This window comes from Actinomyces radicidentis, assembly GCF_001553565.1.
GTDB classification, from domain to species: domain Bacteria; phylum Actinomycetota; class Actinomycetes; order Actinomycetales; family Actinomycetaceae; genus Actinomyces; species Actinomyces radicidentis.
Window position 1 is genome coordinate 817,313 of sequence record NZ_CP014228.1, and the last position, 14,683, is coordinate 831,995.

15 protein-coding genes and 2 pseudogenes are annotated in these 14,683 nt (G+C 69.9%); 9 read left to right on the forward strand and 8 right to left on the reverse strand.

Going from position 1 to position 14,683, the window contains the following annotated elements; genetic code table 11:
• Positions 1 to 94: 94 nt before the first annotated feature.
• The 5 genes and pseudogenes from AXF14_RS03485 to AXF14_RS03505 form a co-directional block, all read right to left on the reverse strand.
• The gene (locus tag AXF14_RS03485) at positions 95 to 766 is read right to left on the reverse strand and encodes a nucleotide exchange factor GrpE (protein WP_084355322.1); all 672 of its coding nucleotides are present in this window, start codon (positions 764 to 766) and stop codon (positions 95 to 97) included.
• Entirely contained in the window at positions 763 to 1,008 is a 246-nt protein-coding gene (locus AXF14_RS03490; RefSeq protein ID WP_067940880.1) for a hypothetical protein, read from the reverse strand. Before AXF14_RS03490 ends, AXF14_RS03485 begins: the two co-directional genes overlap by 4 nt.
• The gene (dnaK, locus tag AXF14_RS03495) at positions 1,005 to 2,870 is read right to left on the reverse strand and encodes a molecular chaperone DnaK (protein ID WP_067940882.1); all 1,866 of its coding nucleotides are present in this window, start codon (positions 2,868 to 2,870) and stop codon (positions 1,005 to 1,007) included. Before dnaK ends, AXF14_RS03490 begins: the two co-directional genes overlap by 4 nt.
• Before the next feature lie 350 nt (positions 2,871 to 3,220).
• Positions 3,221 to 4,478, reverse strand: a pseudogene (locus tag AXF14_RS03500) (DDE-type integrase/transposase/recombinase); the annotation flags it as partial.
• Positions 4,479 to 4,584: 106 nt separating this feature from the next.
• Positions 4,585 to 4,911, reverse strand: a complete 327-nt coding sequence (locus tag AXF14_RS03505; protein ID WP_067940884.1) for a P-loop NTPase family protein — start codon at positions 4,909 to 4,911, stop codon at positions 4,585 to 4,587.
• Between the two features lie 71 nt (positions 4,912 to 4,982).
• Here AXF14_RS03505 and AXF14_RS14855 point away from each other — a divergent pair, with 71 nt between their 5' ends.
• The 7 genes from AXF14_RS14855 (at position 4,983) to AXF14_RS03530 (ending at position 9,672) form a co-directional block, all read left to right on the forward strand.
• Positions 4,983 to 5,177 carry a zinc ribbon domain-containing protein gene (locus AXF14_RS14855; RefSeq protein WP_169798244.1) on the forward strand — a complete coding sequence of 65 codons (195 nt, stop codon included), beginning with the start codon at positions 4,983 to 4,985 and terminating at the stop codon, positions 5,175 to 5,177.
• A 183-nt stretch (positions 5,178 to 5,360) separates the two neighbouring features.
• Positions 5,361 to 6,554, forward strand: coding sequence for an alcohol dehydrogenase catalytic domain-containing protein (locus AXF14_RS03510; RefSeq protein ID WP_067940886.1), 1,194 nt, complete (start codon positions 5,361 to 5,363; stop codon positions 6,552 to 6,554).
• A 946-nt stretch (positions 6,555 to 7,500) separates the two neighbouring features.
• Complete coding sequence (locus AXF14_RS14865; protein WP_417861630.1) at positions 7,501 to 7,710, forward strand: IS3 family transposase; 210 nt, start codon at positions 7,501 to 7,503, stop codon at positions 7,708 to 7,710.
• A 219-nt stretch (positions 7,711 to 7,929) separates the two neighbouring features.
• On the forward strand, positions 7,930 to 8,283 hold the full coding sequence (locus AXF14_RS13880) for an integrase core domain-containing protein (protein ID WP_169798245.1): 354 nt from the start codon (positions 7,930 to 7,932) through the stop codon (positions 8,281 to 8,283).
• Between the two features lie 34 nt (positions 8,284 to 8,317).
• Positions 8,318 to 8,617: an iron-containing alcohol dehydrogenase gene (locus AXF14_RS03520; RefSeq protein ID WP_150118409.1), complete on the forward strand. Its 300-nt coding sequence runs from the start codon at positions 8,318 to 8,320 to the stop codon at positions 8,615 to 8,617.
• Complete coding sequence (locus AXF14_RS03525) at positions 8,557 to 9,159, forward strand: MFS transporter (protein ID WP_150118410.1); 603 nt, start codon at positions 8,557 to 8,559, stop codon at positions 9,157 to 9,159. The genes AXF14_RS03520 and AXF14_RS03525 overlap by 61 nt, the downstream gene beginning before the upstream one ends.
• A gap of 6 nt (positions 9,160 to 9,165) precedes the next feature.
• A complete protein-coding gene (locus tag AXF14_RS03530) occupies positions 9,166 to 9,672 on the forward strand; it encodes an MFS transporter (protein ID WP_067940892.1) in 507 nt (168 codons plus the stop codon).
• A gap of 28 nt (positions 9,673 to 9,700) precedes the next feature.
• On the opposite strand, the gene AXF14_RS03535 is transcribed toward AXF14_RS03530, so the two are convergent.
• The gene (locus AXF14_RS03535) at positions 9,701 to 10,213 is read right to left on the reverse strand and encodes a GNAT family N-acetyltransferase (protein WP_169798246.1); all 513 of its coding nucleotides are present in this window, start codon (positions 10,211 to 10,213) and stop codon (positions 9,701 to 9,703) included.
• A 112-nt stretch (positions 10,214 to 10,325) separates the two neighbouring features.
• Between AXF14_RS03535 and AXF14_RS03540 the strand changes: the two genes are divergently transcribed.
• Positions 10,326 to 10,994 (forward strand): HAD family hydrolase, encoded by a 669-nt coding sequence (locus tag AXF14_RS03540; RefSeq protein WP_067940896.1) that lies wholly within the window; start codon positions 10,326 to 10,328, stop codon positions 10,992 to 10,994.
• 237 nt (positions 10,995 to 11,231) lie between these two features.
• Here the strand turns inward: AXF14_RS03540 and aldA are convergent.
• A pseudogene (gene aldA, locus AXF14_RS03545) lies at positions 11,232 to 12,392 on the reverse strand (aldehyde dehydrogenase); the annotation flags it as partial.
• 336 nt (positions 12,393 to 12,728) lie between these two features.
• Here aldA and AXF14_RS14100 point away from each other — a divergent pair.
• Positions 12,729 to 13,676, forward strand: a complete 948-nt coding sequence (locus tag AXF14_RS14100) for a GNAT family N-acetyltransferase (protein ID WP_211260122.1) — start codon at positions 12,729 to 12,731, stop codon at positions 13,674 to 13,676.
• Between the two features lie 87 nt (positions 13,677 to 13,763).
• Here AXF14_RS14100 and AXF14_RS03560 read toward each other — a convergent pair whose 3' ends face one another.
• The gene (locus tag AXF14_RS03560; protein ID WP_067940898.1) at positions 13,764 to 14,345 is read right to left on the reverse strand and encodes a hypothetical protein; all 582 of its coding nucleotides are present in this window, start codon (positions 14,343 to 14,345) and stop codon (positions 13,764 to 13,766) included.
• Between the last annotated feature and the right edge of the window lie 338 nt (positions 14,346 to 14,683).

Below are 14,683 nucleotides of genomic sequence, written 5' to 3' on the forward strand. Positions count from 1 at the left end.
TCCGGGACGAGCGGTCGGCGTCGCCGACTCGCATCACCGTGAGGATGTCCCGATCTCGAGGTCAGGATGTCCCGATCTCGCGAGGGGGTGGGCGTCAGGCCGGGTTGGAGACCTGGACGCGTGCGGCTCGGACGACCTTCTCGCCGAGCTTGTAACCGGGCTGGAGGACCATGGCGACGGTGGGCTCGGTGACCTCGCTGGACTCCACGGCCATGAGGGCCTCGTGGAGCTGGGGGTCGAAGGCCTCGCCGACCTCGCCGAAGCGCTCGAGGCCGAACTTGTCGGCGAGGAGCGTCTCGAGCTTGGTCGCGGTGGTCTCGAAGGTGCCGGTGAGGTCGCCGTGCTGGCGGGCCAGCTCGATCTCGTCGAGGACCGGGATGAGGGCCTCGACGACGCTGGCCTGACCCGCGGCGCGGTGGCCGGCGGCGCCCTCGCGGGAGCGCCGGACGAAGCCCTGGTACTCCTGCTGGAGGTTGTAGAGGTCGGCGCGGGAGCGGGCGAGGTCGTCCTGAGCCTGCGCGGCCTCGGCCTTGGCCTGCTCGAGCTCGCTCAGGGGCTCGCCGTCGGACTCGGCGTCGGCGGCCTCGCCGGCGGCGGGGGCGGGCTCGCCCTCGCCGAGCTCGGCCTGAGGGTCGCCGCCCAGCTCGGAGCGGACGTCCTCGAAGGCGGACTCGACGGCGTCGGCGAGCGCCGGGTCGACGGGGGCGCCCGAGGCGCTGTCCTCGGTGGACTCGTCGCGGTCGTCGCGGGACTGGTCGTCGCTCACTTGCTCTCCTCCTGCTGGTCCTGGGACGCGGCGTCGTGGTCGCGCAGGTACTGCTTGGCCTGCTCGACCTCGGCCGGGGCCTCGGGCACGTCGCCCTCGGCGTCGCCGAGCTCGGCCTGGGGCTGGCCGCCCTGGTCGGCCCGGACGTCGTCGGAGGCGCCGCGCTCCTGCTGGTCCGTGCCTGCGGTCGGCCGGGCCTGCTCGGCCCGGTCGCCGTCGTGCTCGTCGTGGGCGGCGGTCACTTGGACTCGTCATCGTCGTCGACGATCTCGGCGTCGACGATGTCGTCGTCGGCGGGGGCCTCGGCGCCGGGGGCGGCGCTCGGGGCGTCACCGGCCGCGGCGGCGGCCTGGTCCTGGGCGTAGAGGGCCTCGCCGATCTTCTGCGCGACGGAGTTCAGCTTCTCCTGCGCGGTCTTGATGGGCTCGACGTCCTCGCCCTCGAGGGCCTTCTTGAGGTCGTCGACGGCGCCCTGGACCTCGCTGGAGACGTCCTCGGGGAGCTTGTCCTTGTTGTCCTTGAGCAGCTTGTCGATGGAGTAGGCCTGCTGCTCGGCGGCGTTGCGGGTCTCGGCGTCCTCGCGGCGCTTCTTGTCCTCCTCGGCGTGGGCCTCGGCCTCCTTGACCATGCGGTCGATGTCCTCCTTGGGGAGGGCGGAGCCGCCGGAGATCGTCATCGACTGCTCCTTGCCGGTGCCGCGGTCCTTGGCGGAGACGTGGACGATGCCGTTCGCGTCGATGTCGAAGGAGACCTCGATCTGCGGGATGCCGCGCGGGGCCGGCGCGATGCCGGTCAGCTCGAAGGTGCCCAGCGGCTTGTTGTCGCGGGCGAACTCGCGCTCGCCCTGGTAGACCTGGATGAGCACGGAGGGCTGGTTGTCCTCGGCGGTGGAGAACACCTCGGAGCGCTTGGTCGGGATGGCCGTGTTGCGCTCGATGAGCTTGGTCATGACGCCGCCCTTGGTCTCGATGCCCAGCGACAGGGGCGTGACGTCGATGAGGAGGACGTCCTTGCGGTCGCCCTGGATGACGCCGGCCTGGAGGGACGCGCCGACGGCGACGACCTCGTCAGGGTTGACACCCTTGTTGGGCTCCTTGCCGCCGGTCAGCTCGCGCACAACGTCGGAGACGGCGGGCATGCGGGTGGAGCCGCCGACGAGGACGACGTGGTCGATCTCCGAGAGGGAGACGCCGGCGTCCTTGATGACGTTGTGGAACGGGAGCTTCGTGCGCTCGAGCAGGTCCGCGGTCATCTCCTCGAAGTGGGAGCGCGAGAGGCGCTCGTCGAGGTGGATCGGGCCGGCCTCACTCATGGAGAGGTACTGCAGGTTGATGTTGGTGCTCGTCGCGCTGGAGAGCTCCTTCTTGGCCTGCTCGGCGGCGTCCTTGAGGCGCTGCATGGCGATCTTGTCCTTGGACAGGTCGACGCCGTTCTTGTCCTTGACCTGCTTGACGAGCCAGTCGACGATGCGGGCGTCCCAGTCGTCGCCGCCGAGGCGGTTGTCGCCGTTGGTGGCGCGGACCTGGATGGTGGAGAAGCCGTCCTCGTCCTTGCCGACCTCGAGCAGGGAGACGTCGAAGGTGCCTCCACCGAGGTCGAACACGAGGATGAGCTCGTCCTCCTTGCCCTTGTCGAGGCCGTAGGCGAGGGCCGCGGCCGTGGGCTCGTTGACGATGCGGTCCACGGTGAGGCCCGCGATGGTGCCGGCCTCCTTGGTGGCCTGGCGCTCGGCGTCGTTGAAGTAGGCGGGGACGGTGATGACCGCGTTGGTGACGGGCTCACCGAGGTAGGACTCCGCGTCCGCCTTGAGCTTGGCGAGGATGCGGGCGCTGATCTCCTGGGCGGTGTACTTCTTGTCGTCGATCTCGACGGTCCAGTCGGTGCCCATGTGGCGCTTGACGGAGGAGATGGTCCGGTCGACGTTGGTGACGGCCTGACGCTTGGCGACCTCACCGACGAGGACCTCTCCGGACTTGGAGAAGGCGACGACGGAGGGCGTGGTGCGACCACCCTCGGCGTTCGGGATGATCGTGGGCTCGCCGCCCTCGAGGACGGCGATGGCGGAGTTGGTGGTACCGAGGTCAATACCGACGGCGCGTGCCATGTGGGGTGCTCCTTCATGCTCCGCGGCGGAGCGAGTAGGTGAAGTTGAGTGGTATGCACTCAAGGATTGTGGTTGAGCCGGGGTCTGTCAACTCCGGGGGGACCCAACCTTGAGTCTGATCCACTCAACCTTGAGCATGGGTGCGTTATTCCGTGCAGATTCCAGCAGCGGGGTGATGCGCATCACTATTGTGGAATCCAACTGTGATGTCTCGGGACATTGGTGACGGTTCTGCCTCAGGACGTCGGTGACGGTTGGTGTGTCAGGACCTCGGTGAGGGTTGGGGTGCTGGAGGGTTCTTCTTGTGTCCTCTTCCGCCTCGGTGGTTGGTGGGGTCGGGGGGCGTAGGTCGCGACGTATCGGACGCCGGGGGCGGGCCAGTCGTACTGTGCGAGGACCTCACCGTCGGTGGTGGCGATGGCGATGGCCTCGGGGTCCCAGTCGAGGATGACCTCGCGGCCGGTGTGGGTCTTGGAGACCAGGAACATCACGGAGGCGAGGTTGATGGTCCCGTTGGTCCCCATGCGGACCGTCCGGGTCCCCGACGGCGGGGTCTTGCGCCGCTGGGGCGGCCTGGCGCCCCGCCGGGGCTGGCCCGACGCGCCTGTCTGCACCGTTGCGGGTGCGGGGGTATCGCCGACACTGACAGGCTCAGCCGGTGGGGTGGGCCGCGGAGGGGTGGCGACGGGGGTGGCGTCCCACGCCTGTTGGGGCGTGATGCGCCCGGGCAGGGCCTGGTTGGGGCGCTCGGTGTTGTAGATGAGGTCGAAGTCGTCGACCTGGCCCTGGAGCTGTTCGATGGTGGAGGCCATCGGCTGGGCGTCGAGGTAGCGGAACAGGGTGCGGTGGAAGCGCTCGTTCTTGCCCTGGGTGGTGGGCTTGTAGGGCTTGCCCGTGATCGGCGTAACCCCCAGGGAGCGGACGTGCTCCACCAGACGGCCGGTCACGCTGCGGCGGGTGGGGTTCATTGCGAGCCCGTTGTCGGTGAGCAGGCGCTGGGGCACCCCACGGGCGGCGACGCCCTTGTCGAACACGGCGACGGCCGCCTGGCTGGTCTCCGCGCCGGCGACCAGGGAGGCGACCGCTAGGCGGGAGTGGTCGTCTTGGAGCTGGAAGATGACGGCCTTGCGTCCGCCGGTGAGTACGTACTCGGTGGCGTCCAGCTGCCAGCAGGCGTTGGGGGCGGGGTAGACGAAGCGTCTGAACGCCGAGCGGGGCCGCTTGCGCGGTTCGGCTCGCGCGGCACCCTCGGCGCGGAAGATCCTGGCCAGGGACGCCGGCGAGGGGGCGGCCAGGCCCATGGCCTTCATCTTGTCGTGCACCGAGATCGGGCCGTTGTCCAGGCCTGAGGAGGCCAGTGCCGCCCGCACCGCCAGGGCCTGAGCACGCTGGTCGTCGCTGATGGCGGTGGGGCTCGTGAGCGGGCGGGGGCTCCAGGGCTGCTGCCTCGCCCTCGACGCGGGCCCTGGCGCGGATCGCGTAGAAGGTCTTGCGGGAGATCGACTGCTCAGCGCAGAAGGTCGTCACTGCGCCGCGTGGGGCGTCCTGGGGCCAGCGAACGATCGCCAGACGCACACGAGGATCAACACGAGGGTTCGTTGAGCTCATGGGCCAATCCGACCCGAAGTGCCACCTCCCAAACCCCTAGAACTGTCACCGATGTCCTGAGGCAGAACTGTCACCGAAGTCCTGAGACGTAACAGCGCCGAGCGCTTCATACTAACCACCTAAATTGCGACCACCTCAAGAATCCGCCGATGATCCCGTCGGGCAGGCGCAGGCCCGAGGGGCGACCCTCGGGTGCGGGCGGCTTGGTCGCCAGGACCGCGGTGTCGGCGCTCGGGGTGGGGCTGGCGGGCTGGGTGGTCTCGGTGACGTGTCCGTCTAGGACGTGGAGGCGGCGGTGGGCGCGGGCGGCGACGTCGGGGTCGTCGGTGACGACGATGAGGGTGGTGCCGCGTTCGTTGAGGCGCTCGAGGGTGTCCATGACCTGGGTGCCGGTGGCGCGGTCGAGGTTGCCGGTGGGCTCGTCGGCGACCACGACGGGGGCGCCCGAGGCGATGGGATCGACCGGTACTACCCCTCGTCGAAGGCCTGTAGCCAGTGCGGGCCGTGAAAGCCAGCCTTCCCCTGGGTTACCGAGTCTACGAGTGCAAGACCTGCGGTCTCATCATGGATCGCGACCGGAACGCGGCCCGCAACATTCTCAGTGTCGCCGAGAGTACCTCGGAGACCCTAAACGGCCGGCGTCACACTAGTGACCCGCGCAACCCTCGTTTACAGGGAGTCCTAGATCGTAAGGTCTAGGTCCACATTGCATACGCGGTGACTGTCGCCTCCGTGTATGCCAGGTGGGACGGATTGGTCCTGGTTTTCGTGATCGCGACAGCAGCCGGGCGGCCATTCGTGTAGCAGCCCGTCGAGGGTCAGGGGATAGGGGTCCGGTCGGGTAGGGTGTTTTTCCCATCCCCTTGAAGCATGGAGTGAAGCATGACCGAGCGCAATCGCGCCGTGGTCTTCCACGGCACCGGCACCGTGAAGGTCGATACCCTCGACTTCCCGAAGCTGGAGATGCCCGACGGCCGCAAGGCCCCGCACGGCGTCATCCTCAAGATCGTCGCGACGAACATCTGCGGCAGCGACCTGCACATCTACCGTGGCTCCTTTCCCGTCCCAGACGGCATGGTCATGGGGCACGAGATGACCGGCCAGGTCGTCGAGGTCGGCAGCGACGTCGAGTTCCTCAAGGAGGGCGACATCGTCTCGGTGCCGTTCAACGTGGCGTGCGGCCGGTGCCGCAACTGCCGCGCCGGGCGCACCGAGGTGTGCGAGACGGCCAACCCCGAGAAGGCCTGCGCCGCGTACGGCTTCAACCTCGGCAACTTCCAGGGCGGGCAGGCCGACTACCTGTTCGTGCCGTACGCCGACTTCCAGCTGCTGCGCTTCCCCGACCGCGACCAGGCGATGGACAAGATCCTCGAGCTGGCCGTGCTGTCCGACATCCTGCCGACCGCCTTCCACGGCTTGATCGAGGCCGGCGTCGGCCCCGGCTCGACCGTCTACCTGGCGGGTGCCGGCCCCGTGGGCCGCTGCGGTGCGGCAGCCGCCCGCCTCCTGGGTGCCTCGTGCATCATCGTCGGCGACCACGACACCAAGCGCCTCGAGCTGGTCCGCAAGGCCGGCTGCGAGACGATCGACCTCAACCAGGACGTCCCGCTGACCGACCAGATCGAGCAGATCCTCGGTGAGCCGATGGTCGACGCCGCCGTGGACTACGTCGGCTCCGAGGCCCACGGACTGGGCAAGGACGCGAAGATGATGGACCCGGCCGCCGCCATCAACCAGGTCCTCGACGTCACGCGCGCCGGTGGCGCCACCGGCATCATCGGCGTCTACGGCCCCGATCCGATCGCGAAGTCCAAGAAGGCCCAGGAGGGCACCTTCGACCTCGACTTCGGTCAGGCGTGGATCAAGTCCCCGCACGTCACCGGTGGCCAGGCGCCGATCATGCGCTACAACCGCCAGCTGATGATGGCGATCCTGTGGGACCGCATGCCCTACCTGCGCGAGATGCTGAACCCGACGGTCATCAGCCTCGACGAGGCCCCCCAGGCCTACGCCGACTTCGACAAGGGCTCGGACCTGAAGTACATCATCGACCCGCACGGCATGATCGCGAAGTGACGCGAACGGGCCGGGGCCCGTCGGCAGCACGCCGGCGGCCCGGCCCGGGCACGACACCATGTTCGCGCGTGTCGGTCCCGTCCTGTCGAGGCCCGTGGCGTGGCGGCTCCCGAGCCGCTGCGCCACGGGCCTCGACGCATCCCCGACGCGGCCACCCACCACCTCGGCCCCTGACAGGAATTCCGCGAGTGGGAGTGAGTTTTTCTCACCAGCGACCTCGGGTCATGGTGGCGATGACGAGTGTGGCGGCGACGATGTCGCCGATTCGGTGAGGGCTGAGAGTGACGTGGCGGAGGGCTCGGTAGCTCTTGAGGATGGCGTTGGGGCGTTCGGCGGGCGCGCGTAGCGCGCGCTGGAGCCGGTTGTAGCAGTGGTTCCCGTGGTCGAGGTTGGTGCCCTTGAATGGGGTGTGGATGCCAATGCCGGCACTGGATCGTCCCGGGTGTGGTGGAGGGTCTGAATCCACGGAAGGATGATGACCATGCCAGCACCCAGGACGTATCCCGAGGAGCTCAAGGAGCGAGCGATCCGCCTGTGCCTGGACGCGCTGAAGGACCCCGAGCGGGCCAAGGGCTGCCTCGACGCATCGGTGAGGAGCTCGACATCAACGGCGAGACGCTTCGTGGATGGCTCTGTCAGGCCCAGGTCGACTCGGGAGCGCGAGCCGGGACCACCACGAGCGACGCGGAGCGGATCCGCCAGCTCGAGGCCGAGAACCGAGAGCTTCGCAGAGCCAACGCCATTCTGAAGAGCGCCTCAGCTTTTTTCGCGGCGGAGCCAGGCCGCCCCACTCGCTGACCTACCAGTTCATCGACTCTCACAAGGAGCAGTTCGGGGCCCGTGCCGATCTGCAGGGTCCTGACCAGCTCAGGCCTGCACGTCGCCAAGGTGCGGCTACTACGCCGCCCGCAACCGCTCGCCCTCGCGCAGGGCGGTGTCAGGCGCGGTGGTTGATGAGCGCCTGCGAGCGTTGCGTGAGCAGTCCTTCAACGCCGCCCTGGGGTCGCGTAAGACCTGGCGTCTGATCAACGCCGCCGAGCCGGCCCTCCGGGTGGCTCGCTGCACCGTCGAGCGGCGCATGCGGGCCCTGGGGATGGTCGGTATCGGGCCGGGACGCTCGATGCGCACCGCACGGCCCGCGGCCTGCTCACGCTAGCCCGAGGACCTGGTCCGCCGCGACTTCACCGCCGAGCATCCCAATCGGCGGTGGGTCGTGGACGTACGCCTACATCCGCACCTGGTCCGGGTTCTGCTACACGGCCTTCGTGATGGATCTCTACTCGCGCCGGATCGTGGGGTGGTCGACCCCCAGCCGGACGGGGCACCGACTTTGTCCTCTTGGCTCTCGAGCAGGCCGTGTGGCAGCGCAAGGACTGTGACGGGCGCAGCCTGGCCGGGCTCGCGCACCACTCCGACCACGGCTCAAAGTCACCTGTCCATCAGGTACGCCGATCGTCTCCTGAGTGAGGGTATCGAGGCGTCCACCGGCGCCGTCGGGTCCTCCTACGGCAACGCGGCCGCCGAGGCCCTGAACAAGTCCTACGAGTGCGAGCTCATCTGGACCCGCTCATGGAAGGCCCGAGACGACCTCAAGGCCGCCACCGCCTCTTGGGTCGACTGGTACAACCACACCCGGCCTCACCGCACCAACCCCGACGAACTACCACCAGTCGCCGTCGAGGCCCGCTACTACGATCACACCACCACGTCGGCTACCGTCGCCGCGTGACTACGCACCCTCCACAAAACCCGGGACGATCCAGGTGGATCGCATGCTGCGCGTCATGGCGCGCGCCGCGCCGGACGAGGCCCTCCCCGCCGTCCACGGCTCGAACGCCACGTGGCTCACCGACGACGAGGCGCGCCATCTCATCGAGGCCTTCCACCGGCTCCAGGAGCTCGTTCCCGACTTCGCCGAGCGGCGCTCCGACCCGTCGACGCGCCCGGAGGTCTCCCACCTGTACGAGTTCGTCGGCTGGCTCCTCCCGGTGGAGGACGAGTTGTGGACCAGGCACTGCTGCGGATCCCCGCCTACTCCCGGTGGCTCGCAGGACGCTGCCTGAACTGGTTCGGCGACACGGTCATGGTGCTCGTCCTGAGCATGTGGACCAAGCGGCTGACTGGCTCGAGCTCGCAGGCGGGGCTCACGATGGCGCTTCCCATGGCGCCCACGCTCGTGGCTCCGGCCTCGGGCCTCCTCGTCGATCGCTTCCCGCGGCACACCGCCATCGTCATCGGGAACACGGTCTCCGCGATCGCGCTGCTGCCGTTGGTTCGCGTGCGCACCCCGGGGGACGTGTGGATCATCTGGGGCGTCGCCGTCCTTTACGGCACCTCCGGGGCCATCCTCCCCTCGGCGTCCTCGGCCCTGCAGCGCAGCATCGTCCCCGACGACCTCCTGGCCGACGCGCAGGGCGTCCAGCAGAGCGTCGCGACGGTCCTCCAGCTCATCGCACCGATCGCCGGGGCCGCGCTGTACACCGCGTGGGGCGGAGCGGGCCCCAATATCCTCGCCGCAGCGTCGTTCATCGCCGGGGCCATGGTGTTCACGCGGTTCCGGGAGCCGCCTGCGCAGGCGCGACGCGGCGAGGACACGAACCTCTAGTCGGAGATGTCCGCCGGGACCCGCCACGTCCTGCGCACGAAACCACTGCTCGACGCCGTCGTCGCGCTATGGATCGTGGAAGCTGTCGCAGGGCTGCTCGATGGGGCCATGTACTCGGTCACCGACACCTTCCACCGCCCGGCGACCTGGGCGACCTCCGTCGCGGCGGCGCAGAGCGTCGGGATGATCGTCGGCGCGCTCGGATCGGCGAGCCTGGCCCGGCTGGCGGGCGAGCGCCGTGCCATGACGGTGGGTCTGGCGTCCTCCGCGCTCGGCGCATGCGCCGCCGCCCCCACGATCTGGGTGTTCCTCGTGATCGTCACGGTGCTCAGCACGATGCTCCCGGTGGTGCTCGTCGCATCCGGGACCCTGCAGCAGCGCCTCACTCCAGCCGCCCTCATGGGCCGGGTGTTGACCGCCGTCACCCCCTGTTCACGATCGCATCGGTCGCCTCGATGGCGGCGGGGGCGCTGCTCGTCCAGTACTGGAGCTTCCGTGAGATGTACCCCGTAGTCGGCGCCGGCTGCCTGATCGCTGCCGGCTACCTGCTCGTGACGGGTCCCCGCACGCACTCGTAGACGACGTCGTCGTGATCGCCCCACGCGGACCTCACGGTCTCGACGGGGACGAAGCCCGAGGCCCCGAGGACCCGTCGGCTGGCGACGTTCTCCACGTGGACGCGCGTCGAGACCGCGTCGAGCCCCAGGCCGGTGAACGCCAACGCGACCACTGCGCGCAGGGCCCGCCGGGCAACGTGCTCGCCGCGGCGCTCCGGGTGGACGAAGTACGAGACGTTCCAGGCGCCGTCGTCGAGCTTGAGATCGATGCCGCCGACCAGGGCCTCCCCATCGCGGATCGCCCAGGTGAAGGAGTCCTCCTCCTGCTCGTCGACCAGGCTGCCGCGGCAGTCGCGGCAGCGCTCGACGGTAGGGCGCCCGGGCCAGCCGAACCAGCGGGCGCACACCTCGTCCTGGACGTCGGCCCACGCCGCGGCGTCATCGACCACGGGAGGTGAGAGGACGAGGCCCTCGGCTCGGAGCACGGGCTGTTCCACGCGCGCGAGTCTAGGGGCAGCGCGAGCGCTCCGCGGGTCGCCGCCCATCTCGCCGGCCTCCCGTCGAGCCCCCTACGCAGCAAATCCGGCCCATCCGTGCGACGGTGGTGCCATGACACGCGACACGGTCCTGCTCGACGTCGACGGCACTCTCATCGACTCCACCTACCACTGCGCCATCGCCTGGGCGAAGGCCTTCGAGACGTGCGGCATGCAGCCGCCGTTGTGGCGCATCCACCGAGCCATCGGCATGGGCGGCGACCAACTCGTCGAGCACGTGACCGACGAGCGCGTGGAGGACGAGCACGGGGACGCGCTGCGCGAGGCCTGGGAGGACGCCTACCGCCCGATGCTGGAGGAGGTCCGGGCGTTCGACGGGGTCCGTGAGCTCGTCGACCTGCTTCACGAACGGGGGATGAGGGTGGCCCTGGCCACCAGCTCGAACAGCGAGTTCGCCGACCGTGCGCTCGAGACGATCGGGATGCGGGCCGACGACTTCGACTCCCTGACGACGTCCTCCGACGCCGACGCCTCCAAGCCCGAGCCCGACATCCTCGCCTCCGCCCTCGAGAAGGCCGGGGGTACCGGTGCTCTGCTCGTTGGCGACAGCACGTGGGACATCGAGGCGGCGAGGCGCCTCGGCGCTCCCTGTGTCGCGGTGCGCACCGGCGGCTTCGGCGTCGACGAGCTGACGGAAGCGGGAGCCGTCCTCGTCGTCGACGCGGTCGGAGACCTGCTCGACGCCGACTGGGACGAGCTCCTGCACACCGACCCGCACTGATCCTTGGCGGTACCCCAGACCCCGTGGTCAACGCGACGACGGCGGTGCGCCCCGATCGCTCGGGACGCACCGCCGTCGTGGGACCTGCGTACGCGCGGCTCAGGCCTCGATGTAGACGACCTGCGTGCGGGTGTACTCGTACAGGCCGTGCTTGCCGTCGGCGCCGCCGATGCCGGAGCGGCGGGTGCCGGCGTGGAAGCCCTGCATGGCCTCGAAGTTCTCGCGGTTGACGTAGGTCTAGCCGAAGTCGATCTCCCGCACGCCCTTCATCGTGGCCGCGAGCGAGCTCGTGTAGAGCGAGGACGTGAGGCCGAACTCGGAGTCGTTGGCCTTGGCGATGGCCTCGTCGAAGTCGTCGACGACGACGATCGGCAGGACCGGGTCGAAGACCTCCTCCTGGATGATCTCGGAGTCCTGCGTCATGCAGGTGAGGACGGTGCGCTCGTAGAGGGCGCCCTTGTCGCGGTCGGCGCGCTTGCCGCCCGTGACGACGGTGGCGCCCGCGGCCTTGGCGCGCTCGACCATGTCGTCGATGCGCTCGACGGCGTCCAGGTTGATGAGGGCGCCCATGTCGAGGTTCTTGTCGACCTGCGGGTCGCCGTACCGGGTGGCCGCCATCGCCTTGGACATCTTGTCGATAAACTCGTCGGCGACGCCGCGGGTGACGTAGACGCGCTCGGCGTTGTTGCAGACCTGGCCCGAGTTGATGACGCGCGAGCCGTGGATCGCCTTGACGGCGAGGTCGATGTCGGCGTCGTCGAGGACGATGGCCGGGGCCTTGCCGCCCAGCTCGAGGGACACCTTCGTGACGTTGCGGGTGGCGGCGGACATGATCTTCTCGCCGACCGGGACCGAGCCGGTGAAGGAGACGAGGTCGGCCTTCGGGTGACCGGCGAGGTGACCGCCGACGGAGCCGGAGGCTGACAGCATGTTGAACAAGCCCTTGGGCAGGCCGAGGTCCGCCGCCATCCGCGCGAGCTGCATCGCGTTGATCGGGGTGTCGCTGGCCGGCTTGATGACCGCCGTGTTGCCGGTGACGAGCGCCGGGGCGAGCTTGCGGGCGATGAGGAAGAACGGGAAGTTCCAGGGCAGGATGCCGACGGCGACGCCCAGCGGCTTGCGCAGGAGCAGGATCCGCTCGTTGGGGCGGTCGGACTCGATGACCTCGCCCTCGATGCGCAGGGCCCAGCCGGCGGTGTACTCGAGGTAGTCGGCGGTGAAGTCGACCTCGACGGCGGCGAGCTCGGGCGTCTTGGACTGCTCGGCGATGAGGGTGTCGATGAACATCTGCCGGTTGGCGCGCACGCCGCCGGCCATGCGCCCCACGTAGCCGGCGCGCTCGGAGGCCGGGGTCAGCGCCCACTCCCTGCGGGCCTCCCACGCGGCCCGCATCGCGTCGTCGGCGTCCTGCTAGGTGGCGCCCGGGACGGTGGCGATCTGCTCGCCGGTCGCCGGGTTGTAGACCGGCAGTCCCTCGCTGCTGCCGCGGAACTCGGCCGCGACGTCGTTCTTGTAGTCGAGATCGGCCATGCTGCTCTCCCTTGAGGTCTGTTGACTCCACCGCGCTCCGCGACGACGCGGAGCCCGGCGCACCTCGAGCGACCCCGTCCGATTCCTTTGCGGCTCCAGGCTGAGTCGTTTCAAGCACCGGGACAAGTTCCCTGCACCACACGCGGTCGCGCCAGAGGCGGCCGCGCTCCGTTCAGAGCCTGTCGAGCCGACTACCGTCAGCGCATGGACCTCACCCTGCGCCCGCCGACGCCCGACGACGAGGCCGCCTGCCGCCGCCTGCACGAGCAGCTCACCGCCGAGGGCTTCTCCTTCCTCCTCGCGGACGGCACCTGGGACGAGATCCTCGAGACCGTCCGCAAGGAGCACGAAGGCGTGAGGCTGCGCCCGCGTCACGTGCGCTCGGACTTCCTCCTCGCCGAGGTCGACGGGGAGGTCGTCGGACGGGTCTCCATCCGCTACGGGCTCACCGACTGGCTGCGCCGCTTCGGCGGCAACGTCGGCTACACGGTCGGGCCGGAGTTCCGGCGCCGCGGCTACGCCCACGAGATGCTGCGTCAGTCCGTCGAGCTCCTCGCGGCCGACGGCGCCGACCGCGTGCTGGTCACCTGCGACGACTCCAACGCCGCCTCGGCCGCGACCATCGAGTCCTGCGGCGGGGTGCTCGAGAACGTCGTCGACCACGAGGACGGGCCGCGCCGCCGGTACTGGATCGCCCCGGACGTCTGCGCGGGCATCGAGGGCTGGCGGAGGCGTGGCATCCGCTTCCTCACGGAGCCGGGCGCCGTGGAGGCCTCGCAGGTCGAGGGTCTGTTCCTCGGGTGGCCGACGCCGCCCTCGGCGGAGCAGCTCATCGCCGTCATGGACGGCTCCTACCGGCGCGTCTGGGCGCTGGAGGGGGACCGCGTCGTCGGCTACGTCAACGCGATCAGCGACGGCGTCCTCAACGCCTTCATCCCCTGGCTCGAGGTCCGCCCCGACCACCAGGGAGCGGGACTCGGCACCGAGCTGCTGCGCCGGATGGTCACCCAGCTCGACGGCATGTACGCCATCGACCTGTGCTGCGACCCCGAGCTCGTGCCCTACTACGAGCAGCGCGGATTCTGGCCGCTCGCCGGCGCCGGGATGCGCAACCCGGCCGTCCTGCAGGGCGCGCGACCAGCCGAGGCCTGACGGCTGTCCACGAGGACGCCTCAGGAGGCACGGCGCGCGGGACCCGAGACGCACCCAGGCCCCTGACCTGCGGGAACGCGACGACGACTATCGGGACGACGGCTCTGAGGCGCCCTCGTGGACAGCTCGCCCTAGCCCCGGGCGCTGGAGACGCACTCCCCAGGCGCGCAGGCGCCACACGCCCGGCTCCAGGCACGGGATGACGGCCCGTCCGGCGTCGTCCTCATAGCCCCACAGGAGGCGCAGCGCGCTCACGCGGCCGCCTGCGCGCAGCAGCGCGTCCACGTCGGCGACCGCGGCGCTGCGCTCGGCGACGCGGACGACGTCGATGCCCGTCACCTCCGCGCTGAGACCGTCCGGACCGTTGGGCAGGCGCACCTCGACCGCGGCGCCCGACCGGCTCATGAGCGCGTGGACGCTCCCCCGTCGTCGGTGGACGAGCGCGTCCGCGAGCGCCTCGGTCGCCCCAGCGGCGCCGTGGTGGTGCAGGCCGGGGTCGCCGAGCGTGAGCCGGGCCGGCCTGTAGGTGGCGAGGAAGGCCGGGACGCGGCAGGCGCTCAGCTCGGCGTCGGACATGAGGAGCAGGCCGTCGCCCGGGTCCGCGGTGGCCCGGACAGATGCGGGTCGGAGCTCGGTACGGGCCGCCGTCGGCCAGGAGCTGGTACTCATGGCCGGAAAGGTAGGGAGAGCTCCTGGGCCCCCGCTGCGAACCCACCCAGGCGGCGCTGGTGACGGCGGTCGACGCCCCGGATAGCCTCGGGATCATGCGAGAGCTCAGCTGGGGCGGCGTCCCCAACCTGCGCGACCTGGGCGGTCTGCCCACGACTGATATGTAGGGGTTTCCTGTCAAGTGGCAGGGTGAAGAGGGGGCATCCACTGGCCGGTGGGTGCCCCCTCTTCGGCGTTGGCCGGTGGGGTGGGGGTGGCGTGTCTGGTGTCGACGCGTGGTCAGTCTGATATGCGCGGGTCTGTGTGCCGCATGACGCTGGTTTCGGTGGGAGGAGCTG